Origin of the sequence: Parasphingorhabdus sp. (assembly GCF_048269865.1) — a bacterium.
Taxonomy (GTDB): domain Bacteria; phylum Pseudomonadota; class Alphaproteobacteria; order Sphingomonadales; family Sphingomonadaceae; genus Parasphingorhabdus.
The window spans coordinates 237401-261840 of record NZ_JBLWUA010000004.1 but is presented as its reverse complement, the minus strand read 5'-3'; the positions used below and the strand labels follow the sequence as shown (position 1 = coordinate 261840).

The following is a 24440-nucleotide window of genomic DNA, read 5'->3' as shown; positions in this document are numbered from 1 at the left end:
CTTCCAGAAAGTTTCATAAATACTTAAAAATCGGTCAAAATTCCGGAGCATTGCCGATGGACCAACCGGCATTGGCGGGGACCGCGCGATTCCCGTCGCCAGCCCAACTATCTGGAAGTTTTTCGGAACAAAACACGCGGCCAGCCGTTGATGAAATATAGCCGCATGCGCTTGGTCTTCCCCCTTTATACAGGCCGCGATGCGGCAAGCCCCTGAACCCGAGAGGAGAGACATATGTTATTACAGGAAGAACAGAACCAGCTGGTCATCGGCAGCGACCGCGTAGATGGCACCACTGTATTCGGTATCGACAAGGACAAGATCGGCAAGGTCGACAAATTGCTGATCGACAAGCGCCGCGGGAACGTCACCGACGTGATTATTTCTGCGGGCGGTTTTCTGGGCATCGGCGACGAGAAGCACAGCATTCCCTGGTCGAAGCTGGATTATGACACCGAGCTCGGTGGCTATCGGATCGACGTGACCAAGGAACAGCTGATGGACGCTCCGCGCTTTCGCGGGGACGATCCTGACCGCGCCTTTGATCGCACCTATCAGACCACTGTCTATGATTTCTGGACGGTTGCGCCTTACTGGTAAGGCGGTACAGCCAGTCAGATGACACAAGCCGGACGCATCGATTGCGTCCGGCTTTTTTGTGTCTGTAGGTAGTCGGTTGGGAGAAGGCGGCTGTTATTTGCCCGCCATCGCTGCCTGCCACGCCTTCACGCCGGCCAGAGCGCCCGGCACATGGCCTTTGACATTCAGCGACGCATGGCTCCAGATGATCTTGCCATCGGGGGCGATGATATAGGTGGTGCGGTTGGAGCCGCCCATCACCGGCAGATTGGCGTCATAGGCCTTGATCACCTCTTTGCTGCCGACCGCGACCGCGAACTTGTTGCGGCATTCCTCGACCGAGAATTTCTTCAGCGTTTCGATATCGTCGGCGCTGATGCCGATGACGGTCGCGCCCATGGCGTTGAATTCCGGGGTCGCCTCGGCAAACTGGTTTGCCTCGATCGTGCAGCCCGAGGTGAACGCCTTGGGATAGAAATAGAGAACCACGGGGCCTTTTTTCAGCGCCTCTTTTAGATGGAAGGTGAACGGCTTGCCGGCGAGCACGGCCTGCGTGGTGAAGTCCATCGCCTCCGCTCCGTTCTTGAGCGCAGCCATAGCCGAGGGCGCGGCCAGCGGGGTGAGGGAACAGGCGGCGAGCGACAGGTAGAGAGCGGCTTTGCGAAACATGGGGTTTCTCCGGTTGAGATTGGGGCAGGTGCTTTTCCCGGCGCATTATGATGGAAATAGGCCGACGTTGATAGGGGGATTGTGTATCGGCGAGTAGATGTCTCAAAAGCCGTCATCTCCAGCCAGGCGATTGCGGCTTTCGGCCGACGGGCCGGGCGGTCGCCGGCAATATTTTTCCCGAAAATGGCCGGAAGCCTCTGGTAAAACGCGCCGCGATCCCATAGCTCGTGCCGATATCAGCAACGGAGCCTTTCAATGACCGATCCTATCGCAACCCCTCACCTCGAGACCATGGCCGTGCACGCTGGCACCGAGCCGGATCCGACGACCAACGCCCGGATCACGCCGATCTACCAGACGGCATCCTATGTGTTCGATGATGTCGATCATGCGGCGGACCTGTTCAATCTTGATGCTTTCGGCAATATCTACACGCGGATCATGAACCCGACCAACGGCGCGCTGGAAGGCAAGGTTGCGGCGATGGAGGGCGGCGTTGCGGCGCTTGCTGTGGCTTCCGGTCACGCGGCGCAATTGATCGTGTTCCACGTGTTGATGGATCCCGGCGCGCATATCGTTGCCGCGAAAAAGCTGTACGGCGGCTCGCTCAACCAGCTTGCCCACAGCGTCAAGAAGTTCGGCTGGAATGTGACTTTTGTCGATGCCGATGATGTCGGTGCGGTCAAGGATGCGATCACCGACGATACGCGCTGCGTGTTCATCGAAAGCCTCGCCAATCCCGGCGGCGTCGTCCAGGATATTGCGGCGATCGCCGATGTTGCGCACGCCGCCGGTATCCCGCTGGTCGTCGACAATACGATGGCCTCGCCGGTGCTGTGCCGCCCGATCGAGCATGGTGCGGATATCGTCGTCGAAAGCGGCACCAAATTCCTCGGCGGCCATGGCAACAGCCTCGCCGGGCTGATCGTCGACAGCGGCAAGTTTGACTGGACCAAGAGCGAGAAATTCGCCTTTCTCAACCAGCCCAACCCGTCCTATCACGGCAAGATATTCACCGAGGCCTTTGGCGAACTGGCCTTCATCCTCGCGGCGCGCGCGCTGTCGCTCCGTGATCTGGGACCGGCGCTGTCTCCGCAAAATGCCTTCTACATCCTGACCGGCATGGAAACGCTGGCGCTGCGCATGGAGCGGCATTGCGACAATGCGCTGGCGCTCGCAAAATGGTTGCAGGGCCGCGACGAAGTCGAGTGGGTCTCCTACGCCGGATTGCCGGACAGCGACTATCATCCGCTGGCGCAGAAATATCTTGGCGGCAAGGGCGGCGCGGTGTTCACCTTTGGCCTGAAGGGCGGCTACGACGCGGGTGTCAAACTGGTCAGCGCGGTGAAATTGTTCAGCCATCTCGCCAATATCGGCGACACGCGGTCGCTGATCATTCATCCTGCCTCGACCACCCACAGTCAGTTGTCGGGTGAAGAACTGGTAGCGGCCGGTGCCGGACCGGACGTGGTGCGGCTGTCGGTCGGGATCGAGCATATCGACGATATTATCGCGGATATGAAGCAAGCACTGGAGTCCCTGGCATGAGCGATACGACCGGCGACTATGTCTATGATGAAGAGAGCGGCGAATGGCTGAGCCCAGAAGAGGCGGCGGCGCGTTCGGCGGGACCGGAGGTGCTCGACGCGGTCGGCAATGTGCTGGCCGATGGCGACGCGGTCACCCTGATCAAGGACCTGAAGGTCAAGGGCGCGGGGCAGACGCTGAAACGCGGGACGCTGATCAAGTCGATCCGGCTGACCGGCGACGCGCAGGAGATCGATTGCAAGCATGACGGGATCAAGGGGCTCGTGCTGCGGGCCGAATTTGTGAAAAAACGTAGCGGCGGCCAATAGCGCTGTTGCAGTGCAGCACGTTTCTGATTAGGCAAACGACCGCTAACTCCTTGCGACAGGATTTTCGATGACCAATATTTCCAAAGCTCTCGGCCGTATCCAGCCTTCCGCGACTCTCGCCATGTCGGCGAAAGTCTCTGAACTCAAGGGGCAGGGCGTGGATGTTATCGGCCTGTCGGCAGGAGAGCCTGATTTTGATACGCCGGACTTCGTCAAGGATGCGGCGATCCAGGCGATTCGGGACGGCGACACCAATTATACGGTGGTTGACGGGACAGCCGCACTGAAGGCTGCGATCATCGGCAAGTTCAAGCGCGACAACGATCTGACCTATGAGGCGAACCAGATTACCGTGAGCAATGGCGGCAAGCACACGCTGTTTAATGCGCTGGTGGCGACGCTGGACGAGGGCGACGAAGTGATCATTCCGGCGCCTTATTGGGTCAGCTATCCCGATATCGTCAATTTCGCCGGCGGTACGCCCGTGTTTATCGAGGCCGGAGCGGACCAGTGTTACAAGATTACGCCAGAACAGCTGGAAGCAGCGATCACGCCGAAAACGAAATGGCTGATCCTCAACTCGCCGTCGAACCCGACCGGCGCTGCCTATAGCGCCGAAGAACTGAAGGCGCTGGCCGAGGTGATCCTGCCGCACAAGGATCTGATGGTGATGACCGACGATATGTATGAACATATCTGGTATGCCGATTTCGCGTTCGCGACGATCGCGCAGGTCTGCCCGGACCTTTATGATCGCACGCTGACGGTGAACGGAGTCTCCAAGGCTTATGCGATGACCGGCTGGCGGATCGGCTATGCGGGTGGTCCGGCCTGGCTGATCAAGGCGATGGCCAAGTTGCAGTCGCAGTCGACGTCCAACCCGAGCTCGATTTCGCAGGCGGCTGCGGTTGCCGCGCTCAACGGTCCGCAGGAGTTTCTGATCGAGCGCAATGCCGCTTTTGAACGCCGCCGGGATCTGGTGGTGTCGATGCTGAACGATACGCCGGGTCTGGAATGCCCGACCCCGGAAGGCGCTTTTTACGTCTATCCCGACGCCAGCGGTGTGATCGGGAAGACCACGCCAAAGGGGCAGGTGATCAAGACCGACGAAGATTTGATCACCTATTTTCTGGAAGAGGCACAGGTCGCCGCTGTCCATGGCGCGGCCTTCGGTCTGTCACCGGCTTTCCGGATCAGCTATGCGACGTCCGAAGAAATGCTGACCGAGGCGTGCACCCGGATCCAGCGGGCCTGTGCGGCTTTAACTTAGGCCTCAAGCGCCGGGCGGGCGCATCCGCGCCCTTGGCTATCCTCGCTTGCGCTGCGGTCGCGCAGTCGCGCTTGCCTCCGCTTCGCGTCGGTTTGGCGATCGCAATCGTGGTTGGTTTCTAACCGAGGCGCAGCCGAGGCAAGGCCGACCGGCCGCCGCGCCTTATGGCGCGAAAGCCAAGGGCGCGGATGCGCCCGCCCGGCGCTTGAGGTTAAATAAATATTTCCTAATAGAAAAGCTATTCGCCAGCGAAGGGAATATGGCTCTGTGATCAGGTTCACACCGGCGACAGGAAAACTATATTATGGATGTAACCAACAGGCGGGATGGCGCGAACAGCTAGTGACCCCCAAGGAACAGAGTATGAAGAAGATATTCAAATCCGATTTGACCTACAGTCTCGGCGGCGGCTTCATCGTCGGCGCGTTGATGCTGTTTTTTATGCAACCCGCGGAGCAACGCACCGATTTCAGTAACAGTCTGTCGGCTACCGTTAGCGCTGCGAGTCATTTGCTGAGCTAGGCAAAGATGAATCCGGTCCTCTCCCGCACCATCGCATTTGGCGCAGCGTTTGCGGCCTTTGGAGCCATCTGGGCGGGTGTTCAGCTGACGACTCCCGGTGAGCAGGCTCCGGTATCGGCCTTCGTCAGCGAAGCCCATGCCGCAGAAAAAGCCACCGTCGTCCCGATGCCGCGCTTGGATGCTGCGGAAAAGGGCAAGCGCGCCGTCGCTATTTTTGCCGGTGGCTGCTTCTGGGGCGTGGAGGGCGTTTTTCAGCATACGAAGGGCGTTCTGAGCGCTTCGTCCGGCTATCATGGCGGCACTAAAAAGACTGCCTCCTACCCGCTGGTTAGCGCCGGTATCACCGATCATGCCGAAGCGGTGCGGGTTGTCTATGATCCGCAGAAGGTCAGCTATGGCAAGCTGATGCAGATTTTCTTTTCGGTTGTAGCAGATCCGACAATGCTGAACGCGCAGGGCCCAGATCGCGGGAAGCAATATCGCAGCGCGCTGGTGCCGATGAATGCGGCTCAGGCCAAAGCGGCCCGTGCTTATGTCGCGCAGCTGTCAAAGGGCCGCTATTGGTCGCGCCCGATCGTCACCCGGATCGAGCCGTACAAGGCCTTCTACCCCGCCGAAACCTATCATCAGAATTTCATGCAGAAAAACCCGCGCCAGGGTTATATCGTCCGCTGGGACAAGCCCAAAATTGCCAATTTGAAGCGTCTCTATCCGGACCGGTACCGGACCACGCCGGTCAGCTGAAATAATCTGCTGGCCTTAATCAGGCGTTAGCCGTCGGCTGCTAGAGCTATCATCATGGTCAATCACGAATTTGAAATATTGCTCTCCTGTGCGGTTCTCGTCGTTGGGGTTGGCATGTTGTGGATGGCACGGACTTCGCCCGACTGATCTGGCTGTGTGTCGGCCCGGTCGTTTTGGTCAGGCGCCCTGTCAGAAGCTCAGCTTCAGTCCCGCCGTTGCCCGCCAGCGCCATGCATCCGTCATGCCCAGCCGCGTGGTTTCGCCTTGCAATATCTGGTTCCCGGAACTGGGATTGATGATTTCTGCTGTGTCCGAGAGATAGCTGGCGTCCGCTCCAATCGAGAATTTGAGGTCCGGAGTCACGTCAATTTCCAGGGCTGCCGAAAGCTGGCCGGCAAAGGCGGTGCCGGAGTCCGATTGATTAAATTCCAGAGAGAAATTCTGGTCAGCGGGCGGGCACAGGGCGCAGCTGTTCCATTCCATGGCATGGAGGTCACTGTCGCGATAATAGAGCCCACCGGCTGCGGAAGCGGTGATGGCGACGCCCGGACCGACGTCCCGACGGATGCCGAGACCGCCGCCGATCCCCAGATAGCTGCTGCTAATGCTCTGGTCGCGGCTCTGTTCGAGCACGGAACCAAAGACCGTCGACTGTGCGCTGCTCTCGAAGTCGATGTCAAACAGCAGAACATTGGCGAATATTGACGCGAAGGCGCTGAATCCGTCCTGGTTGGCAATCGGCGTCGACACGCCGAACTTGATCTCGTGCAGGCGGAATTCGGATTCGTTGAAACCGGTCAGTCCGCGATTGCCGATGGCAAGACCAGTCGATCCGCTGGGCGACGTTTCGCCATAGACAAAGCCGACATCCGTAGGTCCGCCCGCCGCTATGGCAAATTCCGAGCGCGCATTGCCTTCGCTATACCCATAGCTGCCGTAGAGACTGATCTTGTCATCCAGTCCATAGGTCAGCCGGGCAGACAGGCTGGCGCTGTCAAATTTTGTGGTTGCGACGTCGGCAAAGGTTTCGGTCCCCGGCCCGTTGCGCTGAAAGCCGATGCCGGTCTGGTTGCTGGCCACATCAAGCTGACCCAGACCGCCTGAAACACTGATATCAAAAATTCTTTCGCCATATCCCGGGCTGGTCCCGGTTCCCGGGCCGGGGTCGCTTTGGTCCTCGAAAACCGGGCGTATTTCATTCGTGGTCGATGTCTCCGGTCTGAAAACGATTTCGCGCTGATCACCCGCAGGCGGTTGATTGATGTCAGGCACCAGTCCGGCCTGCTGTACGAGATAGTTGGTGCCAGCGGTGACCGAATATTCCCGGTACAGGGTTGCCGGATCCGATCGCGACTGCGCCAGTTCCTCTGCCGTTGGCGGGCATTTCAGCTGGCTGGGAAAGACCGCTCCGTCCACGGCAGGATCAAGCTTGCGGAGCTGGTTGATCGCATCCTCCTGATTCAGGTCCGGGTCGTTGCTGAGCAAACGTTCCCGCAAGTCGTCCCTGATCGCTCTGAACTCCCGCAACTCACCGAACAGTCTGTTATACCGCTCGATCCTGGAGTCACTTGTTTCCTGGTCGGCGTCATCGCGGCACAGGCGTACGAGGGCATCCAGTTCCGCCCGGACTTCTGCCGGCGTTCGGATGTGGCGACCGGACTGGACGTCCGGCGGCAGGGCCTGGACATCCAGTGCGGGGTCGGATGGCGTTGGTGCTGGCGGAATGCCGCCCCCCGCAGCGGCTGCGGTCACATCGGGGAAAACTTCGCAATTCAGTTGCTGGGGCGTTTGCAGAATTTCGATCCGCTGCAGTTGCAGAGCCGACAAGGCGCTGACATCGAATGCGGCGGTCGCTTGTTTCGTGACCGGCAGACCATTCAATATCGTTGCATAGCGGTCACCATATTCTGACTTGAATCCCCGTATGTTGATTGCGGGCATTTTGCCGGGCGTTGCATTGACACCATAGGCCGGGTTGCCTCTGTTGCGGCCGCACAAGGTCGTGATGTCGTTCAGCCTTTCCAAATTTCTCTCCAGGCTTTCGGTTCCGATGACGGCGACCGGGACTGCAGATTCGATATCAAGCCTGTCCCGTGCCTGGGCCTGCATCGCAGTGCCGGCCAACAATAATGCGATCGCCATCCGCTTCGTTTTCATGAATCACTCCCTGATTGGACAAACGAGACCCGTGCCAACCGGGTTATGGGAGCGGACCAGACCCCGCATCATGCATTTTCATTACATGCAATGGCTATTGAGCTGGTATGAGCTAGTGGCCGAAAACTTTTCGCAGCAGATCCGTCTGCCGCCTGGAACCGGTTTTTTCCAGCACCCGCTGCATGTGGACGCGGGCCGTGTTGACCGAAATATCATGCGCTTCGGCATGTTCCGGTACAGAAAGACCGCCAGCAATGCTGTCGACCAGCTTGATTTCGGCGGGGGTCAGGCCATGGGTTTCACCAAAGGCGGTGAAATCGACAAGTTGATTTTCACTCGATTGCCGGATTCGGCTGACGATGTCATCGAGGGTTTCCTCGGGAAGGTTAGCAAAAATTTCCTCGACCCGCTCCGCCCACACCGGCTCCGAGCTGATTTTTATGCCATCACCACGAAACTGGTTGAGGAAGGGGCGAATATAATCGACCTGAGCATCCCTGTGCTTTTGGTTCTTCGGGTCGTCTACCATAGCGCTCCTCTAGCATTTTTTGCGCTGCTGGAATAGAAGCAGGGCTATGGACGCCTCTATCCCGGGATATCCCGCTAATGCAGGTAGCGATATTGATCTTCGGCTGGTCCAGCTGGAAGCCAAAAAAATTGCCCACGCGATCCAGTCACAAATGGTGCCATTGGCAAAAACCTTCTCGGATTTTGGCGCGCGGATTGAAAATCGCATCATCCAGGCTTTTCTGATTCGCAGTCTGAGGCCCGCGATCGACAAGGGCGCCGATCCGGTGGAGCGCGCGCGGCTGCTTTCCGCATACCGGACCGCCGCCGCGCGGGGCACTTTTGCGATTTTCAATCCGGTGATGCAGCCACCGCCCGACGCACAATTGCTGTTCGATCCCGCCTCGCCGCTCGCCGCGGATTATGCCGACGCCGACTGGACGGAGGAAAGCGCCGATGAGCCGATCCTGTTCTATGTGCCGGGCGGCGGGTTCATATTGCCGCCGTCACCCAAGCAGGTGGGGCTGGCGTTCCGGCTGGCCGAACATTGCGGCTGCGAGGCGGTGATTGGAAAACACCGGCTGGCACCGGAATATCCCTTTCCTCAGCCAGCGAGGGATCTGGCGGATCAATATGAAGCGATTCTGAAATCGGGGAAATCACCGGAACGGATCATCCTGTCCGGCGACAGTGCCGGTGCCACCTTGATTTTGGCGATGATGCTGGAATTGCGCGAGCGCCGATTGCCGATGCCGGGCGGAGCGATCCTGTTCTCCCCGTGGGGAGATCTCGCCATGCGGGGCTGGTCCTATATTTCCAAAAGCATGAGCGGGAGCAGTCCGTTCCGGATGGAAACGGCGGCGTTCAGTGCAAAACTTTATCTTGGCGACGCCTTGCCGACAGACCCGCGCGCCTCTCCGGTATACGCGGACTTACGCGAGTTTCCACCTTTGGCCATCCACTGCAGCCGGCACGACATGCATTTTGATGATGCAGTCCAGCTGACCGAAAAGGCCAATGATGCGAATGTACCCGTGACGATGAACTATTGGGACAGCCCGCGGCATCATCTGGAGCGGTTCGGCTCGAAAGACGCAAACAAAAGCTTTGATCTGGTCGCGGAATTCATCAACGCGCGCTTCAAACGCGCAGCCTGAGCTATTTCGGGCTGAGCACCATCAGCATCTGACGGCCTTCCAGTTTCGGATAGGCTTCGACCTTGGCGGTTTCCTTCATGTCTTCCTGCACCCGGACGAGCAATTGCATGCCCAGTTGCTGATGCGACATTTCACGGCCGCGGAAGCGCAGGGTGACTTTCACCTTGTCGCCATTGTCGATGAACTTGTTCACGTTGCGCATTTTCACGTCATAATCATGATCGTCGATATTCGGACGCATCTTGATTTCCTTGACGTCCTGGACCTTCTGGGTCTTGCGGGCGGCATTGGCCTTTTTCTGGGCCTCATATTTGAATTTGCCGACGTCGAGATATTTGGCGACAGGAGGCTGCGCATTGGGCGACACTTCCACCAGATCAAGGCCAACTTCCTTGGCTCGCTCGATCGCTTCGCGTGTATTCATAACGCCAAGGTTATCGCCCTTGTCGTCGATAACCCTGACGGAGTCGGAATTGATCAGTTCGTTGAAGCGCGGGCCACCTTTGACGGGTGGCATGGGGCGGCGAGGGGGTGCAGCTATGTTAAATACTCCTGAGTGTTTGTTTATGCTGGCTCATTAGACGCAAAGCCTGCGGGAATAAAGCCTTCTTGACAGCGAAAGGGACATAAGCCCCGAAAGCCGTGGTGAGAATGCAACATTCCGCAACCTATATCGTCATTGAGCGGTTGATTTCAAGTCCGGCGGGAGCGCCTCTTCCTGCAGCTTGGTGACGACTTCGTCCAGCGTCAGAAATTCCTGCTCCTTCTGGCCCAGCCGGCGCAATGCCACTTTGCCTTCTTCCGCCTCGCGCATGCCGACGACGAGGATATTGGGCACCTTGCCGACCGAATGCTCGCGAACCTTGTAGTTGATCTTCTCGTTGCGGAGATCTGCGTCGACCCGGATCCCGACCGCTTTCAGCCGCTGGACAACCTGTTCAGCATAGGGATTGGCGTCGGTGACAATCGTCGCGACAACCGCCTGAGTCGGGGCCAGCCAGAGCGGCATCTTGCCGGCAAAATGTTCGATCAATATGCCGATGAACCGCTCATAGCTGCCGAAAATGGCCCGGTGCAGCATGACCGGGCGATGGCGGTCGCCATCTTCGCCGACATAGCTGGCGTCAAGCCGTTCCGGCAACACCCGGTCCGACTGGATCGTGCCGACCTGCCAGGTCCGGCCAATCGCGTCGGTGAGGTGCCATTCCAGCTTGGGCGCATAAAAGGCGCCCTCGCCGGGAAGCTCTTCCCAGCCATATTCTTCGGTTGCCATGCCTGCATCGACCACGGCCTGGCGCAGCTCGGCCTCGGCCTTGTCCCAGTCGGCATCCGAACCGAACCGTTTCTCCGGGCGCAGCGCCAGTTTGATGGCGAAGCCCTCGAAGCCCATTTCCTTGTAGACGCGTTCGGCCAGCGCGCAGAATGCGCGTACTTCATCAACGATCTGATCTTCGCGGCAGAAAATATGGGCGTCGTCCTGCGTGAACTGACGCACGCGCATCAGGCCGTGCAGCGCGCCATGCGGTTCGTTGCGGTGGCAGCAGCCGTGCTCGAACAGGCGCAGGGGCAGGTCGCGATAGCTTTTGATGCCCTGACGAAAGACCAGCACATGGGCCGGGCAGTTCATCGGCTTGATTGCCATCATGCCTTCGGTTCCGGTGACAACCGGTCCGTCGCCCTCGGCGTCGGGCACTTCGTCGGGGACTGCGAACATGTTTTCGCTATATTTGCCCCAGTGACCGGATTGCTCCCACTGTTCGACGTCCATCAACTGCGGCGTCTTGATCTCGTCATAGCCGGCGCCATCGATCGCGCGGCGCATATAGGCCTCCAGCTCGCGCCAGATGACAAAGCCCTTGGCGTGCCAGAAAATGCTGCCCTGCGCCTCGGACTGGATATGGTACAGATCCATCTCCTGACCGAGCTTGCGGTGATCGCGCTTGGCCGCTTCCTCGAGTCGCACCAGATGGGCATTGAGCTGTTTCTTGTTGAGCCAGCCGGTGCCGTAGATGCGCGACAGCTGCGGATTGCGCTGGTCGCCGCGCCAATAGGCACCGGACACGCGCATCAGCTTGAACGCCTGCGGATCGAGCTTGCCGGTCGACGCGAGATGTGGCCCGCGGCACATGTCCATCCAGTCGTCGCCCGACCAGTAGACCGTGATCTCGTCGCCTTCCGGCAGTTCGGCGGCCCATTCGGCCTTGAACGTCTCGCCATCCTTCTCCCAGCGGGCGATCAGGTCATCGCGCTCCCAGACTTCCCGGCGCAGCGGCTTGTCGGCGGCGATGATCCGTTTCATCTCCTGCTCAATCGCTGGCAGGTCCTCGTCGGTGAACGGGTCACCGGCGGGCGCGAAATCATAATAGAAACCGTCCTCGGTCGAGGGGCCAAAGGTGATCTGCGTGCCGGGGAACAGATTTTGCACCGCTTCGGCGAGCACATGCGCATAGTCGTGGCGCGCGAGTTCGAGCGCGTCTTCCTCGTCGCGGGAGGTGACCAGAGCGAGGTCGGTATCCTGCTCCAGTGGCCGCATGATGTCGCGCAGTTCACCGTCAATTTTCGCGGCAAGCGCGGCTTTTGCCAGACCCGGTCCGATATCGGCGGCGATCTGTGCGGGGGTAGTGCCCATGGCCACTTCGCGCGCGCTGCCGTCGGGAAGGGTGATTTTAATCATCTCGGTCATGGGTTCAGGTCATTCTCAAAATTTGTCAAAATGTGGGCCTGGCATGGCCGTGATCCGGCCAGTGCGAGGTGGATTGGACTTAGTCTTTTGGGGTTCCAAGTCAACCAAATCAGCAGCCGCATTGTAGGCGGGAGGAAAGTAATGGCGACATAATGTAATGGACACTTGACATACCGGAGCGAATCGATCATTAAAGTCAAGTAAGCATGACATTATGTCTATGTAGCTTGATGGAGATTGATGATGATGAAATTCAAACGCTGTTCGGGCCGGGCGATGACGCCCCATGAAAATATCGCGATGTGGGCGGCGCTGGCTATCCTGTTCCTGTCGGCCTTGTGAAATCCGTGGAACAGGAGCCGCGCAAAAATCTCTGGTCCTGGATGAGCGGTTGGCTCAAGCCGGACTGGCTATTCGTGATCATGCTGTTCGCCAGTGTCTTTCTGGCGGTATCAGACGGTTTGCAGACGGATGTTTACCAGTTTGTTCCACCGCCTCTGTTCCCCAAGCTGGCGCTGTTGACGGGAGCAATGGTCCTGTTTTCTGTGCTCGCCACTCTCGGTGCCAAGCTCGATCGGCGGCACTTGGATGATTATATGTTCCAGATGGTTGCCAACGGGGCGGTGATCGCCATCATCACGACGATTCTGGTCAATATGGTTTGGGAAATCGCATCCGGTTCATTGCCGCCGATTACCCGGAACGACCTGATCGCAGTGATGATGGGCAGCTGGAGTCTCGGCTATTTCTTTTACCGCTGGCGTGGACTCAACGCATGAAGAACCGTCTGAAAGTGCTGCGCGCGGAGCGGGACTGGTCTCAAGCCGACCTTGCCGAACGGCTCAAGGTCTCCCGGCAAAGCGTCAATGCCATTGAGACCGGGAAATATGATCCGTCGCTGCCGCTGGCCTTCAAGATCGCCGAACTGTTCGAGCTCCGTATCGAGCAGATATTCCTGCACGATTGAAAAAGATTATGGTGCGCGTGGTTAAAAGTTGATTTAGGTTCGCGCCATGTCTGATCCTGCGAACGTCTGGCTTATTGATGACAAAAGCGCCCTCAAACGGCCAGTGCGGATTGAGGTGATTGGCAGCACCTTTTTGCTCTATGAGCCGCAATGGCGCAGCGATGCCTTTTATCTCGAGGATCTGGTGTATCGCGGTAAGGAAGGCCAGTCACATGTCTTCGGACTGGAGGACGGCTTCAAGGACCGACCGAAATGGAAGCTGGGTTTCAGGGGCGATATTCCTCCCGAAATTTCGGCGCTGCTGCCGCAGCCCAAATCGCCTTTGCTTTCCAATATCGGGATGTTGATTATCGCCTTTCTTTGTCTGGGCATTGTCTATTTTGCTGCTGCCTAGCGTCTCGCCGACTGGTGGGTGCTAGTCCAGAAAAACGGCATCGCGGGAGGCGCGCGCCCGGACTCTCCACCGCTGCACCTTCTCACATCGCATTTATTGACTATATGGCAGGAGATGGACCCCCGCCTTCGCGGGGGCATGAATTGGGGACCATATGGAAGACGAGATTCTGTATCTTGACCGGCCGGGCGGTGCTTCGCTGGCTTATTGCTACACACCGCCGAGACCGGGCGTGAAGGGGACAACGCTGGTCTTTCTGCCTGGCTATATGTCGGAAATGGAAGGCAGCAAGGCGCTGGCGCTGGATGCCTGGGCGAAAGCGCAGGGTCGGGCGATTCTGCGATTCGACTATGCCGGATGCGGCGCCAGCGGCGGCGCATTCGAGGACCAGAGCCTGACCTCGTGGCGCGAGGACGTGATGTTCCTGATCGACAAGGTCACCTCCGGTTCGGTCACGCTGGTCGGCTCGTCGATGGGCGGCTGGCTGATGCTGCTGGTGGCGCTGTCGCGTCCGATGCGAGTGAAAAATCTGGTCGGCATTGCCGCTGCGCCCGATTTCACCGACTGGGGCTTCACGCAGGAGCAGAAAATGACGATCCTGCGCGAAGGCAAGCTGGAAGAGGACAGCGAATATTCCGACGAGCCCTATGTCACCACGCAGCTTTTCTGGCAGTCGGGCGAAGCGAGCCGCCTGCTTCATACGGAGATTGCTTTTGATGGCGCGGTGCGGCTGCTGCACGGGCAAAAGGATGCCGATGTGCCGTGGGAATATAGTCTCGAGACGGCGAAAAAGATCCGTTCAGATGATGTGCAGATCCATCTGGTAAAAGACGGCGACCACCGCCTGTCCCGGGATCAGGATATTGCCTTGCTGATTGACGTGGTTTCGCGACTGGGGTGAGCTCTGGCCTTGTTGATAATCGTCTAGAACGGATATTCCCTCCATGATTTCGTCGCTACTCCTTCCGCTGTTGATCCAGTCGGCAACGCCTTATGGTTCGCCGATCGACCCGGTGCTTCGTCCATCCGAGCCAAAGCCGGAGGCTTCTGAAGTACCGCCACCGCCGCAACAGGTCGTGCCCAAACCAAAGAGTCCGGAGGATATCCGCTTTGACCAGTGCATTGATCAGGCTGCGGAGGATTCGGGCCGCGGTTTGCTGGATGCGAACAAATGGCAGATTGAGGGCGGCGGATATCTTGCACGCAATTGTCTGGGCTTTGCCTATGCGGAGTTGCAACAATGGGACAAGGCCATCCCGGAATTTGTCCAGTCCGCAGAGGGCGCTCAGGCTGCCGGAGACGATCGCGCCGCGATCTTCTGGTCTCAGGCCGGCAATGCGGCGCTGGCGAAAGCCGATTATCCGCTTGCTCTGGACTATCTTCGCGCGGCGCTGAACCAGGGAACGCTGGACGGACTGCTGAAAGGCGAAATTCATCTGGATATGGCGCGCGCCTTTGTGGCCCTGGATCAATATGATCAGGCGAAGGCGCAATTCGCCTGGGTCCATGAGATTGTTCCGGAAGATCCGCTTGGCTGGCTATTGTCAGCGACGCTGGCGCGCCGGATGGGGGATCTTGCGCTGGCCAAATCGGATATCGCGGTCGCCGCAAAACTGGTCGCAACCGATCCGGCCATTGCGCTGGAAGCCGGCAATATCGCCTATGAAGCCGGCGACGTCCTGAGCGCTAAGAGCAACTGGGAACAGGCGGTCAAATTTGGACCGGACAGCGAGCCGGCAAAGGCCGCTGCCCGGTATCTCGCGCAGTTGGTCGACGGGGTTGAAGATTGACCTGAGCGCGATGGTGATATGGCCGCACGGGTTGGCGGCGCCGACTTAATCCAGGTAAAAATTGACCGTCGTGACCACTCGCACCTTTTTGTACGGCGTGTCGGTTACACCATAGCCGCCGGCGTCGCCATCGCGGCTGTTGATGCTGAAGTAGCCCTGGGTGGCGGATTTGATGCCGCCAACGTCAGTGCCGCTGTCTTCGGCAAACTGTTCTGCTGATTTTCGCGCGTCTTTGGTCGCTTCGGCGACCATTTCGGGTTTGATCTCGTCCAGCTTGGTGAAGGTGTAGCTCATGCCGGAACCGTCCTCGAGCACAACGCCGCGGCGAACCAGATCGAACTGGCGGGCGACGGCGGCCTGGGCCTTGTCGATATCATTGGTCCGCAGGCTGAGCCGCTGACGAATGGTATATTGGGGAATGCCGTTGTTGGTATATTGGTTCACGTTCGCACCGGTCGGTTTCAGCGCGTCCGCCTTGAAGCCAAGTTCCTTGAAAAACGCCGTGATCGCTGTGGTGTCGCGATCGATATCGGCCTGTGCGCTTTGCAGGTCGGTGGATTGCGCGCTGTAGGCAATGGTCCAGGTGGCCAGATCGGCAGTGACTTCGCGCTCGGCAAGCCCGCGCACGGTGACGCTGCGGTCCGCCATTTTCGCGCGCAGCAAGCCATCACCGAGCAGATAGCCGCCGACAATCAGGCCAATCATCAGCAAGACAGCGCTCGCCAGCCAGACCTTGTTTCTGCTCTCGATAAATTTCTCGCTCATCGCTCTTTCCCTCCATGCAAAAGCCGCTTAGGCTTGTTTAAATGACCCGGTTCGGCTGTGCTACAACTGCGATGAACCGTTTCTGAATAGCGACGAATGGAGGCTGTCCGTGACGATAAAATATCTGCATACCATGCTGAGAGTCAGCGATCCCGAGGCGACGGTCGCCTTTTTCGGGCTTCTGGGTCTTGAAGAGGTGCGGCGCTATGACAGCGAGCAAGGGCGCTTCACGCTGATTTTTCTGGCCGCGCCAGGGCAGAAGGATGTGGCGGAGGTGGAGCTAACCTACAACTGGCCGCCGGAAGATGGCAGCGCGCCCGAAGAATATGACGGCGGCCGCAATTTCGGGCATCTCGCCTATGCCGTCGACGACATTTATGCCTTGTGCCAGAAACTGATGGACGCCGGCGTGACGATCAACCGGCCGCCGCGCGACGGTCACATGGCTTTCGTCCGCTCGCCCGACAATATTTCTGTGGAGCTGCTGCAGAAGGGCGACCGGTTGCCGGTTCAGGAACCCTGGGCGAGCATGGAGAATATCGGCGAGTGGTAGCGCGTATCGATTGCTAGCAATGGATCATGCCTGGCGCTTTCTCCGCCAGGGGATCCGACAGGTCGATCCAGACTATCTGGTTACGGCCTTTGTGTTTTGCGTGATATAGCCGTCCGTCGGCAATCGCCATCACGTTGCGGAGAGAGTCCCGCCTGGATATTGCCGCGACGCCCACGGAAAATGTCACGGCCTCCAGAATTTCGGGCACTTTTTCGTGCACCGTCTTGATCAGATGTTCGCAAATTTCGGTCAGCGCATTGATCGGATAATTTATCTCGTCTTTGGCAGCGTCCTGTTGCATCAGCAGCGTGAATTCCTCGCCGCCGATACGCGCGGCAAAATGCGGGGTGGCATCAAGTTCTCTGCCTACGATGCGCAAAACCCTGTCGCCGATCTCATGCCCGTATCGATCATTGACGCGTTTGAAGAAATCAATGTCGAACAGGGCGAGGTGACTATAGCGGAGTTCTTTTTGGCTGCGCCGAAACTCCCGTTCAAACGAGCGGCGATTGTTCATCATCGTCAAGCCATCGGTATCGGCGAGCAGAGTGAGCTCGGACTGTTTGCGCAATGTGACTTCATGCGTTTGCCGCAGACGCAGGATCCGGTACGCAACGCCGAGGGCAAGGACGATCGATTCGACCACCAGCAGAAAATACATCCCATAATCGAGCATCGCCCAGCCGATGTAGAGATCCATGCCCCGGGCGACCCGGTCCATCGCGAAACACAGAATAGGAGTCCAGCCGGCAATCTGGAACCAGACCGCCTTGCTGCCCCGGCGCAGGGCATGTCCCATCGTATAGAAAATCACCAGAGCGACCGGCAAAAATGCCGCGTGATAATAGTTTCTTGCCTCCAGAGTGGCCGTCTCGTCGACCCGTATCACGAGCGCGGTGACGATGACCGGCAGCATCGCGGTCAAATAGATCGTTTTCTGCAGCCAGCGCTCTATCTTGCCTTGCTCAATGAAGCTGACCAGGAAGAACCCGCAGGCAGCGACGGCAACGGCCGGTGCCCAATAGTTGATCAGCATCTTTGTAGCCAGGGTCGTCTCCGGAAACGCGACGAGTATCAGGCCCGATGAGCTGAAAGTGTAGGTAACGGCGGCAGCGATCATCAGGCTGTGCCACGGCATGAAACTGTACCCGAGCGCGCCGTAGAAGAACATATTATAGATCAACGGCATGATCGCCATGCCGCACAGCGCCGCGAACATGACGAGAAGCGGCAGCTGCAGCGCCTCCCACTTCTGAGTCGATGCCAGTTCGAGCAGCGAGATCGACGGCGTGACTTTCAGATCATCAATCGCGATATAGACGGTCCGGATATGGTTGCGAATGTCCGGATTCTCTGAGCCCGGGACCGGCAAGGCATAGCGGCCTTTCGGTCGCCAGCGTTTTTGCACGTCCTGCGTTGAGAATTTCGACGACAGGATTTGCCCGTCATCGAGAACGCTATGCACCTGCATGGTGGTCAGCCCGTTATTGTCGGCCTGAACTTCAACCGGACCGTCGGGCAGACCCTGATCCAGAAACGGGATTTTCACCCATACCCTGGGGCCGTCGAGATCATATTTGCTGGCGGAGCAGTCGAAGGATTTGCCGGCTTTCAACAGCGCCGAGATCGTCATATTTTTGCCGCTGCTTTGCGTACACAGCTGATCCGACATTTCGACATTTGCAAAAGCCGGAGAAGCGAGGCACAAATAAACCAGAAACGCGACGAACAAACGCAAAAGACGAATCCTTTTCAAAAACCCTGCTGCACAGCTAGGTCCGTTAGGAGAGAATCCTTATTTTGCGGTTAACCATCGCCGCTATTATGTGAGGGGAGTAATTTGCCTGCCATGCTTGAAATCATCCGCATACCCGTATTGTCCGACAATTATGTCTGGCTGGTGCACGAGCCGCAGTCGCAGGAGACGATGGTCGTCGATCCGGCGGTGGCAGAACCGGTACTGGCCGAAGCCGAACAGCGCGGCTGGACCATCACCCAGATATGGAACACCCACTGGCACCCCGATCACACCGGCGGTAACGCTGCGATCAAGGAGGCGACCGGCTGCAAGATCACTGGTCCGGAAGCGGAGCAGGAGCGGATCCCGACGCTCGATATTCTGGTCAAGCAGGGCGACACGGTGAAACTCGGGGACGTAACCGCCGAGGTCATTGATGTGCCGGCCCATACGGCGGGCCATATCGCGTTCCATATTCCGTCGGAAAAAGTGGCTTTTGTCGGCGACACATTGTTCGCGATGGGCTGTGGCCGGCTGTTCGAGGGAACGGCCGAGCAGATGTATGAGAATATGCGCAAGCTGGAAGCGCTACCCGGCAGCACCAAGGTCTATTGCGCCCATGAATATACACAGGCCAACGGTGAATATGCGCTGGTCGCCGAGCCGGATAATCTGGCGCTCAAGGAGCGGATGGCGGAGGTGTTGACCCTGCGCGAGCGGGGCGCAGCGACGGTGCCGACGACGATCGACCGGGAGCGTGCCACCAACCCGTTCATGCGGGCGTCTTCGGTGGAAGAACTGGCCGAACGCCGGACCGCGAAAGACAATTTCTGAAGCACGGGCATCGCTTCATGGCCGGTTCAGCCTTTTCCATGCTATAATCGCTCTCAACAGACGACTGGGAACAGGAGACAGGTTATGAACAAACTGCTTTTTGCATTGCCAGCAGCGATGCTGCTCGCGGCCCCCGCTATCGGGAGCGAGACCAGTACGCTCAACGAGAAACAGCAGGCCAAGCTCGACCAACATCTGGAAGGCCGGACCGCTGGCGAACCTATGTCCTGCATCGGGCGCAACGATCAACGCAATATGACGGTGGTCAGCGACGACATCCTGATCTTCTCGTCCAGCCGCCATGCCAAGACGATCTATGTCAACAAGCCTTATGGTGGCTGTCGGGACGCCAGCCGCAATATTCTGTCCTACAGCCGACCGACCTCGCAGCTGTGCCGTGGCGAACCGATCACGCTGGTCGACAATACCATCGGAATGTCGGTTGGCAGCTGTGCCTTTGGCGAGTTCGTGCCCTATACGAAGAACGCCGACTGAGCCTCCGCTAACCCGAAAACAAAAGCCCCGGCCGCGCGATGCGAGGCCGGGGCTTTTTTTGTCGGGACAGGCGCTAGGCTATTTGTCTTCTTCGAACATATTCACCGCATTTTCGCCGGTTGCCGAGAGACGGACCTTGTCGCCTTCGACTTCTGCCACCAGACCGATCGGCAGATAGTGGTGCGAGGCGCCTTTGCCGCCTTCGGTCTGCGGGCTGTCTTTCTTGGTCAGCTTGATCCGCTCGCCGCTGTCGTCGAGATGGTCGACCACGCCAACATGCACGCCGTCGGCGCCGATGACTTCCATATGTTCCTTGATCTGGCTCTTATCTACCATGTTCCATTCCTTTGCTTTCTCTGTTCTGTACAACCAACGTGCGAGACGCGATCCTGTTCCAGGATATCTCCAAGGGAAGCAAATAGCCTGCCTTCTCCCGTGAGGGAGAAGGATACGCAGCCTTGCCGCCGAAGCCCTGGCGAAGGCGGCTAGGCGCAGTTGGATGAGGGTGTTCCGCTAGCGGGTTGCTGAGCCAGTTAGGTCCGGTACACCCTCACCCAGCTTCGACTAGGCAGCAAGTTGCCAAGTCTGCGCAACCAGTTTGGTCCCGCATCAGGTCGAAGTGATCCCCCGGATCACTTCAAAACATGCTGGGAGCATGTTTTACCTGCAGCAGAACCAAACTCCCTCAAGGGAGAGGGAACCGGTCTATTCAATAAGCTGTCACGGCAATGAATTCGTAGCATGGCGCTAGCGGCAATAATGCGAGCCGCCGCGCGGGGCCTGGTCAAAATGCAGATGGTCGGCGTGGGCCTTGTTATAATCCGGAGACAGCGTCGTCGCGAAAATCTCGCAGCCACCATCGCGCACGGCCTTCAGGAAGAGCGACCGCTCGTCGTCCGCATCCCAGTGCCCGGCGACCGAGACGGTGCGGCCGTCGGCGAGGCGGAAGGCGGCGATATCGATGGCGTTGGCGGTGGCATGTTCGCTGAAATTGCCGGTCTGTCCGCCGCCGATCCGGCGGCAGCTGTAGCTGCCAAAGGTGGTAATCGCCTCGACCGTGGTGCCCAGATGCTCCCGCGCGGCGGCGTCGACGATCTGCTTCTCCCAGAGCACCAGACTGACCGCCACCGGGCAGCTGGTCCGGGCGGCGGGGCGGTAGGCGATGGCTTGCGGCTGATCGCGGGTGAGAGTGACGCCGTTGTCATAGCTGCAATTCGGACCGGCGGTGACGGGCGGCAGCGGCGTATAGCCGATACTCGCCTCCTCGAGCAGCTGGTGGCAGCGCGGGGTGTCGTCGGCGAGGGCGGCGATCTTGCGGGTAGTGAACGGGCCAATCGGCGCGGCCAGCGACAGCGGTGTCCAGGGCATGCGGCTGTCGTGCGCGATCCATTCATAGCCGCGCAGGAGAAGAGCGAGCAGGATGACAAAGAGGATCAGGCGCATCGGCGGGACCGTTCGGGGGAAGCTATATGGGGCAAGGCTTTGCTGGATGCGGGCAGGGACGCGGGGGGCAGACTGTCTCTCCGGTTTGGGGGACTCTGTGGTTCAACTTGTGGGGGAGGGGAAAGTTCCGCTTGGAGTGTTTGCGGGGAGGGTGCGTTTATGGGACTCGCGCGAAGCCACGAAGGCGCGAAGCGAAAGACGCCAAGCGTTGTGCCCCTTCTCCCGTGAGGGAGAAGGATACGAAGCCTTGTTCGCGAAGCGAATTAGGCGAAGTTGGATGAGGGCGTTCCGCTGGTGGGTTGCCGTTAGTGGTGAGCCTGTCGAACCACGACTCTCTTTGCCAACCGTTGAGCCGAGTCTCTCTCACGTTTTTTCCGACAATTTTTAAATAGCAGCCCCAGAACGGCGACCATAGGAATCCATCGCCAGAATCGACAAAAACACATCATTATTCATTTAATTCTCTCGACGTAGAAAATCCAAGTCAGTAATATTCGATAGAGTTGGTCTACTAAGTCCGCCGTCAACTAGTGATCCGCGTTGATGGGACATCCACGGCAAGCGTTTCTCAATATTGTTTGTAACATCTTCATCTGTGATAGAAATGGTGATCCGCTTAAGCGCGTAGCCTTCGCCAAAAGTGGCCGCGAGGTTTTCAACGTCAAGCAACTGCAATGACCTAGGATCACTTCTATCGGCAAATCTTACAAATTGGGGATAGTTGGAAAGACGTTTGGGGCGCTTGCGAAGGCGATAGCCTGGCTCCCACCGATCAGGTGGTAAAGTAAATACCTTGCCTTTGCTGGCCATGATTTTTTTGATCTCCGCTCTATAATATTTCTCACCTTTTGGTGGTGCCCAACCGTCGGGGATAATCGCCCATCTTTCCGAGTAGTCGTCAGAATATTGACCGTCAGAGATTAACGCAAATAGGGTCGTATTGTTCGGCAAGTCTATTGCGACTGCTTCACCATAAATCCTTCGGCTAATCGCGCCGGGGTCCGTGATATTTAATTCTCCCAAATCATCAACTACGACACGACGAACAGCGGAACCCTTCCGCAGCCCCTCTGGCGTCTCCACTTCAATGGTAATCTTGTAGTGATAATCGGCCACCCGCTGCGAGCACCCTGCGATAAGCAGACCTGCGACCAATAGCGGTAATGCTATCGTGAAACGCGTCATCGTAGCTAGCGCAGCCTGCAATGATGGTTGTTTGATACCCACTGGATTACGGAGACAGTCCACGAATTTTTCTCAAATCTTGGTAAAAGTGCGCTGTCGCCGTAATCCCATTCGGCAAATTAAACAACATGACCATATTGGCAAGCTACCAGGTCAACGCGACCCTCTCCTTTGAGGGAAAGGGATTTGTGCATTTGGTAAACTGTCGCCGTAATTCCCACCTTCTCCCGTGAGGGAGAAGGATACGCAGCCTTGTTCGCGAAGCGAATTAGGCGCAGTTGGATGAGGGTGTTCGGGTGGTGATTGTCCGTTAGTGGTGAGCCTGTCGAACCACGCCTTTCGTCCGAGAAGCGTCGTTAGCTTCGCTGACCTTCGGTTCGACAAGCTCAGGACTAACGGGTAAGTGTTGGGATTGTAAACCCTCGGCCAGCTCCGGCTAGGCAGCAAGCTGCCAAGTCTGCGTAACCCTCTCCCTCAGGGAGAGGGTTAGGTGCATTTAGTTAACTGTCACCGCAATCCTTATCCGATGCGAGAACAAATTGGTGCACTGTCACCGTAATTCCAGATCAGATCAAAGCGTTCTTTGAGTATCTTTCAGCCGCTCCTGCTTGGCTGTCTAACCTTTTGACAATCCTGATACTAGGGTCGGCCGTGGAGAAGGGCGTGGTCAGACCGGTCAAAGAGATTGTCGAGATCGTTAAAAGCGATGCTTGAATAAATCCATGAAAAGTCCTATATAGTTATCAGTGGCTGAAAGCCGCGAAAGATAAGGTGCTGTTAGCACCTATGAAATTGGACAGGGCAGATTTTGAGGGCGTTATACCCCCATGCAGACCTGTTGGCATGGCGATAACCGTTGAAGATTTTCGAGTAACCAAACTCTCCAACCGTTTTAGCTTCCGTTTCCCATGCCAAGGCTAAAACATAATCGCGAAAGCGAGGGGTGTTATGGCTGCTGATGACAAAAAACTCACAATAGTTTCAGGAGATTTGGACCATTCGGTCAGTGAACCGAAAGAGCTTCCAAATTACCCAATTATAATCGATCATAGGGTCACTGAAACAAAATGGCATCTGATAGCTAAGCCGGTTTGTTGGATGATAACTTTGATCACAATTGCATATCTACAGTTTGGATGAGCAGAGATTTTTGAATCTCTGCTCATCCGACATCTATTGTGTGTCAGAATGGTTTTCCAACATATGACATGCCAGTTATATAGCTTACCTCGGGAACTGTTCCGGTGATCACTCTGTCTTTCATTTGCTTGTAAGAGGCTTTAATATCAGCCGACAGACTCAAAAAACCCGCTTTTGTCTCGAAAGAATCGAAGGATTCAACAATACGCGTTTTCGTCCAACTGCCATCGACAGTGATTATTGATAACCCAGTTATCATATATTGGTTTCGCCCTAATGTTGATCGGCACGGGGCAATTTGAGCATCTATATACGGAATGTTTTTAGCGTAAACGCTTTTATAGCTAACATCAAAACTTTGATCTAAGCTACGATCTACGTTCTCTTTCACTTCAGCACCAATATCTGCCTTCACCTGATCGGGAAGGCTTAGTCCAGCCGCAGTATCCAATATTTCTGTTACATCGGCGTCAACTTTAATCAGAAATTTGCTTTTACTTTCGTCATCGACTGTAACGCTAAATGGGCGTGGGGCAGCGTCCTCTAGAATATCATTGGCAGTCACCGTCGTACCGCAAGGCTGCGTATCATAAATACCGCTATTGCCAAAATAGCCTTTTGTGAGCAGGAATTTTCGACCAATGAACTCTTCTGGGTTTTGATTGTAAGGGATCAAGTCTCGTAATGGGGCTGCTTTACCCGATTTTGTTGGGAGACAGTTTTTTGAAAAACCTCCGCAAACATCGACCGCCGAATATTTGCCGAGATAAGGCAAGTAAACGCCGCCCCGCGCACAACCAGAAAGCATCGCCAAACTCAATGAGAGAAATGCGGTAGACTTAATCAAACCATTGGCCATATTTAATTCCTTAAATTTACTTGAGGTTTGATACTAATCACAAAATTTGAAAAGTCAAAATTACTTACGTGGTTCAGCGCGGATCCTGCATCTCTCCACACATATACGTGTATTCGCCAGAGACATCACTGCT

Annotated in this window: 26 protein-coding genes; 15 read left to right on the top strand and 11 right to left on the bottom strand. The window is 57.2% G+C overall.

Going from position 1 to position 24440, the window contains the following annotated elements; genetic code table 11:
- The first annotated feature begins 234 nt into the window (after nt 1–234).
- On the top strand, nt 235–600 hold the full coding sequence (locus tag ACN0WW_RS07435; RefSeq protein ID WP_417610977.1) for a PRC-barrel domain-containing protein: 366 nt from the start codon (nt 235–237) through the stop codon (nt 598–600).
- 93 nt (nt 601–693) lie between these two features.
- Here ACN0WW_RS07435 and ACN0WW_RS07430 read toward each other — a convergent pair whose 3' ends face one another.
- Nucleotides 694–1248 (bottom strand): peroxiredoxin, encoded by a 555-nt coding sequence (locus ACN0WW_RS07430; RefSeq protein WP_417610975.1) that lies wholly within the window; start codon nt 1246–1248, stop codon nt 694–696.
- 255 nt (nt 1249–1503) lie between these two features.
- Between ACN0WW_RS07430 and ACN0WW_RS07425 the strand changes: the two genes are divergently transcribed.
- The 5 genes from ACN0WW_RS07425 (at nt 1504) to msrA (ending at nt 5640) form a co-directional block, all read left to right on the top strand.
- Nucleotides 1504–2796 carry an O-acetylhomoserine aminocarboxypropyltransferase gene (locus tag ACN0WW_RS07425; RefSeq protein WP_417610973.1) on the top strand — a complete coding sequence of 431 codons (1293 nt, stop codon included), beginning with the start codon at nt 1504–1506 and terminating at the stop codon, nt 2794–2796.
- Nucleotides 2793–3104, top strand: a complete 312-nt coding sequence (locus tag ACN0WW_RS07420; protein WP_417610971.1) for an alkylphosphonate utilization protein — start codon at nt 2793–2795, stop codon at nt 3102–3104. The genes ACN0WW_RS07425 and ACN0WW_RS07420 overlap by 4 nt, the downstream gene beginning before the upstream one ends.
- A 67-nt stretch (nt 3105–3171) precedes the next feature.
- A complete protein-coding gene (locus tag ACN0WW_RS07415; RefSeq protein ID WP_417610969.1) occupies nt 3172–4374 on the top strand; it encodes a pyridoxal phosphate-dependent aminotransferase in 1203 nt (400 codons plus the stop codon).
- 363 nt (nt 4375–4737) lie between these two features.
- Nucleotides 4738–4896 (top strand): hypothetical protein, encoded by a 159-nt coding sequence (locus tag ACN0WW_RS07410; RefSeq protein WP_417610967.1) that lies wholly within the window; start codon nt 4738–4740, stop codon nt 4894–4896.
- A 6-nt stretch (nt 4897–4902) separates the two neighbouring features.
- Nucleotides 4903–5640, top strand: coding sequence for a peptide-methionine (S)-S-oxide reductase MsrA (msrA, locus tag ACN0WW_RS07405; protein WP_417610965.1), 738 nt, complete (start codon nt 4903–4905; stop codon nt 5638–5640).
- 189 nt (nt 5641–5829) lie between these two features.
- Here the strand turns inward: msrA and ACN0WW_RS07400 are convergent, their stop codons facing one another.
- Nucleotides 5830–7797 carry a TonB-dependent receptor plug domain-containing protein gene (locus ACN0WW_RS07400; protein ID WP_417610963.1) on the bottom strand — a complete coding sequence of 656 codons (1968 nt, stop codon included), beginning with the start codon at nt 7795–7797 and terminating at the stop codon, nt 5830–5832.
- 112 nt (nt 7798–7909) lie between these two features.
- On the bottom strand, nt 7910–8326 hold the full coding sequence (locus ACN0WW_RS07395; RefSeq protein ID WP_417610961.1) for a helix-turn-helix transcriptional regulator: 417 nt from the start codon (nt 8324–8326) through the stop codon (nt 7910–7912).
- Between the two features lie 46 nt (nt 8327–8372).
- On the opposite strand from ACN0WW_RS07395, the gene ACN0WW_RS07390 reads away from it, so the two are divergent.
- Nucleotides 8373–9461, top strand: coding sequence for an alpha/beta hydrolase fold domain-containing protein (locus ACN0WW_RS07390; RefSeq protein ID WP_417610959.1), 1089 nt, complete (start codon nt 8373–8375; stop codon nt 9459–9461).
- Between the two features lies 1 nt (nt 9462).
- On the opposite strand, the gene infC is transcribed toward ACN0WW_RS07390, so the two are convergent.
- The gene (gene infC / locus ACN0WW_RS07385; RefSeq protein ID WP_417610957.1) at nt 9463–9978 is read right to left on the bottom strand and encodes a translation initiation factor IF-3; all 516 of its coding nucleotides are present in this window, start codon (nt 9976–9978) and stop codon (nt 9463–9465) included.
- Nucleotides 9979–10137: 159 nt separating this feature from the next.
- On the bottom strand, nt 10138–12144 hold the full coding sequence (gene thrS / locus ACN0WW_RS07380) for a threonine--tRNA ligase (protein WP_417610955.1): 2007 nt from the start codon (nt 12142–12144) through the stop codon (nt 10138–10140).
- 338 nt (nt 12145–12482) lie between these two features.
- Here thrS and ACN0WW_RS07375 point away from each other — a divergent pair, with 338 nt between their 5' ends.
- From ACN0WW_RS07375 to ACN0WW_RS07355, 5 genes are all read left to right on the top strand, one after another.
- Nucleotides 12483–12923 carry a hypothetical protein gene (locus ACN0WW_RS07375; protein ID WP_417610953.1) on the top strand — a complete coding sequence of 147 codons (441 nt, stop codon included), beginning with the start codon at nt 12483–12485 and terminating at the stop codon, nt 12921–12923.
- Entirely contained in the window at nt 12920–13111 is a 192-nt protein-coding gene (locus ACN0WW_RS07370) for a helix-turn-helix transcriptional regulator (protein WP_417610951.1), read from the top strand. The genes ACN0WW_RS07375 and ACN0WW_RS07370 overlap by 4 nt, the downstream gene beginning before the upstream one ends.
- A 46-nt stretch (nt 13112–13157) precedes the next feature.
- Complete coding sequence (locus tag ACN0WW_RS07365; protein WP_417610949.1) at nt 13158–13505, top strand: hypothetical protein; 348 nt, start codon at nt 13158–13160, stop codon at nt 13503–13505.
- Nucleotides 13506–13659: 154 nt separating this feature from the next.
- Nucleotides 13660–14406, top strand: coding sequence for an alpha/beta hydrolase (locus ACN0WW_RS07360; RefSeq protein WP_417610947.1), 747 nt, complete (start codon nt 13660–13662; stop codon nt 14404–14406).
- A 43-nt stretch (nt 14407–14449) separates the two neighbouring features.
- Nucleotides 14450–15295: a hypothetical protein gene (locus ACN0WW_RS07355; RefSeq protein ID WP_417610945.1), complete on the top strand. Its 846-nt coding sequence runs from the start codon at nt 14450–14452 to the stop codon at nt 15293–15295.
- 45 nt (nt 15296–15340) lie between these two features.
- Here the strand turns inward: ACN0WW_RS07355 and ACN0WW_RS07350 are convergent, their stop codons facing one another.
- On the bottom strand, nt 15341–16060 hold the full coding sequence (locus ACN0WW_RS07350) for an SIMPL domain-containing protein (RefSeq protein ID WP_417610943.1): 720 nt from the start codon (nt 16058–16060) through the stop codon (nt 15341–15343).
- A 133-nt stretch (nt 16061–16193) separates the two neighbouring features.
- On the opposite strand from ACN0WW_RS07350, the gene ACN0WW_RS07345 reads away from it, so the two are divergent.
- A complete protein-coding gene (locus tag ACN0WW_RS07345; protein ID WP_417611119.1) occupies nt 16194–16613 on the top strand; it encodes a VOC family protein in 420 nt (139 codons plus the stop codon).
- 13 nt (nt 16614–16626) lie between these two features.
- Here ACN0WW_RS07345 and ACN0WW_RS07340 read toward each other — a convergent pair whose 3' ends face one another.
- Nucleotides 16627–18351: a diguanylate cyclase gene (locus tag ACN0WW_RS07340; protein ID WP_417610941.1), complete on the bottom strand. Its 1725-nt coding sequence runs from the start codon at nt 18349–18351 to the stop codon at nt 16627–16629.
- A 111-nt stretch (nt 18352–18462) separates the two neighbouring features.
- On the opposite strand from ACN0WW_RS07340, the gene gloB reads away from it, so the two are divergent.
- Both gloB and ACN0WW_RS07330 read left to right on the top strand, forming a co-directional pair.
- On the top strand, nt 18463–19185 hold the full coding sequence (gene gloB, locus ACN0WW_RS07335; RefSeq protein WP_417610939.1) for a hydroxyacylglutathione hydrolase: 723 nt from the start codon (nt 18463–18465) through the stop codon (nt 19183–19185).
- An 84-nt stretch (nt 19186–19269) separates the two neighbouring features.
- Nucleotides 19270–19680 carry a hypothetical protein gene (locus ACN0WW_RS07330; protein WP_417610937.1) on the top strand — a complete coding sequence of 137 codons (411 nt, stop codon included), beginning with the start codon at nt 19270–19272 and terminating at the stop codon, nt 19678–19680.
- Nucleotides 19681–19758: 78 nt separating this feature from the next.
- Here ACN0WW_RS07330 and ACN0WW_RS07325 read toward each other — a convergent pair whose 3' ends face one another.
- The 4 genes from ACN0WW_RS07325 to ACN0WW_RS07310 all read right to left on the bottom strand — a co-directional run bounded on the left by ACN0WW_RS07325 (nt 19759) and on the right by ACN0WW_RS07310 (nt 24307).
- Nucleotides 19759–20016: a DUF2171 domain-containing protein gene (locus ACN0WW_RS07325; RefSeq protein ID WP_417610935.1), complete on the bottom strand. Its 258-nt coding sequence runs from the start codon at nt 20014–20016 to the stop codon at nt 19759–19761.
- A gap of 411 nt (nt 20017–20427) precedes the next feature.
- A complete protein-coding gene (locus tag ACN0WW_RS07320; RefSeq protein WP_417610932.1) occupies nt 20428–21123 on the bottom strand; it encodes an extensin family protein in 696 nt (231 codons plus the stop codon).
- Between the two features lie 456 nt (nt 21124–21579).
- Nucleotides 21580–22308 (bottom strand): hypothetical protein, encoded by a 729-nt coding sequence (locus ACN0WW_RS07315; protein WP_417610930.1) that lies wholly within the window; start codon nt 22306–22308, stop codon nt 21580–21582.
- 1183 nt (nt 22309–23491) lie between these two features.
- Nucleotides 23492–24307 (bottom strand): hypothetical protein, encoded by an 816-nt coding sequence (locus tag ACN0WW_RS07310; protein WP_417610928.1) that lies wholly within the window; start codon nt 24305–24307, stop codon nt 23492–23494.
- Between the last annotated feature and the right edge of the window lie 133 nt (nt 24308–24440).

What these genes read in the sequence shown, in the direction of transcription:
- ACN0WW_RS07425 (WP_417610973.1), top strand. Translation starts at nt 1,504, where the DNA reads ATGACCGATCCTATCGCAACCCCTCACCTCGAGACCATGGCCGTGCAC.
- ACN0WW_RS07410 (WP_417610967.1), top strand. Translation starts at nt 4,738, where the DNA reads ATGAAGAAGATATTCAAATCCGATTTGACCTACAGTCTCGGCGGCGGC.
- ACN0WW_RS07325 (WP_417610935.1), bottom strand. Translation starts at nt 20,016, where the DNA reads ATGGTAGATAAGAGCCAGATCAAGGAACATATGGAAGTCATCGGCGCC.
- ACN0WW_RS07315 (WP_417610930.1), bottom strand. Translation starts at nt 22,308, where the DNA reads ATGACGCGTTTCACGATAGCATTACCGCTATTGGTCGCAGGTCTGCTT.
- infC (WP_417610957.1), bottom strand. Translation starts at nt 9,978, where the DNA reads ATGCCACCCGTCAAAGGTGGCCCGCGCTTCAACGAACTGATCAATTCC.
- ACN0WW_RS07420 (WP_417610971.1), top strand. Translation starts at nt 2,793, where the DNA reads ATGAGCGATACGACCGGCGACTATGTCTATGATGAAGAGAGCGGCGAA.
- ACN0WW_RS07395 (WP_417610961.1), bottom strand. Translation starts at nt 8,326, where the DNA reads ATGGTAGACGACCCGAAGAACCAAAAGCACAGGGATGCTCAGGTCGAT.
- ACN0WW_RS07400 (WP_417610963.1), bottom strand. Translation starts at nt 7,797, where the DNA reads ATGAAAACGAAGCGGATGGCGATCGCATTATTGTTGGCCGGCACTGCG.
- ACN0WW_RS07355 (WP_417610945.1), top strand. Translation starts at nt 14,450, where the DNA reads ATGATTTCGTCGCTACTCCTTCCGCTGTTGATCCAGTCGGCAACGCCT.
- ACN0WW_RS07360 (WP_417610947.1), top strand. Translation starts at nt 13,660, where the DNA reads ATGGAAGACGAGATTCTGTATCTTGACCGGCCGGGCGGTGCTTCGCTG.
- ACN0WW_RS07330 (WP_417610937.1), top strand. Translation starts at nt 19,270, where the DNA reads ATGAACAAACTGCTTTTTGCATTGCCAGCAGCGATGCTGCTCGCGGCC.
- ACN0WW_RS07390 (WP_417610959.1), top strand. Translation starts at nt 8,373, where the DNA reads ATGGACGCCTCTATCCCGGGATATCCCGCTAATGCAGGTAGCGATATT.
- ACN0WW_RS07310 (WP_417610928.1), bottom strand. Translation starts at nt 24,307, where the DNA reads ATGGCCAATGGTTTGATTAAGTCTACCGCATTTCTCTCATTGAGTTTG.
- msrA (WP_417610965.1), top strand. Translation starts at nt 4,903, where the DNA reads ATGAATCCGGTCCTCTCCCGCACCATCGCATTTGGCGCAGCGTTTGCG.
- thrS (WP_417610955.1), bottom strand. Translation starts at nt 12,144, where the DNA reads ATGACCGAGATGATTAAAATCACCCTTCCCGACGGCAGCGCGCGCGAA.
- ACN0WW_RS07350 (WP_417610943.1), bottom strand. Translation starts at nt 16,060, where the DNA reads ATGAGCGAGAAATTTATCGAGAGCAGAAACAAGGTCTGGCTGGCGAGC.
- ACN0WW_RS07320 (WP_417610932.1), bottom strand. Translation starts at nt 21,123, where the DNA reads ATGCGCCTGATCCTCTTTGTCATCCTGCTCGCTCTTCTCCTGCGCGGC.
- ACN0WW_RS07415 (WP_417610969.1), top strand. Translation starts at nt 3,172, where the DNA reads ATGACCAATATTTCCAAAGCTCTCGGCCGTATCCAGCCTTCCGCGACT.
- ACN0WW_RS07370 (WP_417610951.1), top strand. Translation starts at nt 12,920, where the DNA reads ATGAAGAACCGTCTGAAAGTGCTGCGCGCGGAGCGGGACTGGTCTCAA.
- ACN0WW_RS07365 (WP_417610949.1), top strand. Translation starts at nt 13,158, where the DNA reads ATGTCTGATCCTGCGAACGTCTGGCTTATTGATGACAAAAGCGCCCTC.
- ACN0WW_RS07430 (WP_417610975.1), bottom strand. Translation starts at nt 1,248, where the DNA reads ATGTTTCGCAAAGCCGCTCTCTACCTGTCGCTCGCCGCCTGTTCCCTC.
- ACN0WW_RS07345 (WP_417611119.1), top strand. Translation starts at nt 16,194, where the DNA reads ATGCTGAGAGTCAGCGATCCCGAGGCGACGGTCGCCTTTTTCGGGCTT.
- gloB (WP_417610939.1), top strand. Translation starts at nt 18,463, where the DNA reads ATGCTTGAAATCATCCGCATACCCGTATTGTCCGACAATTATGTCTGG.
- ACN0WW_RS07435 (WP_417610977.1), top strand. Translation starts at nt 235, where the DNA reads ATGTTATTACAGGAAGAACAGAACCAGCTGGTCATCGGCAGCGACCGC.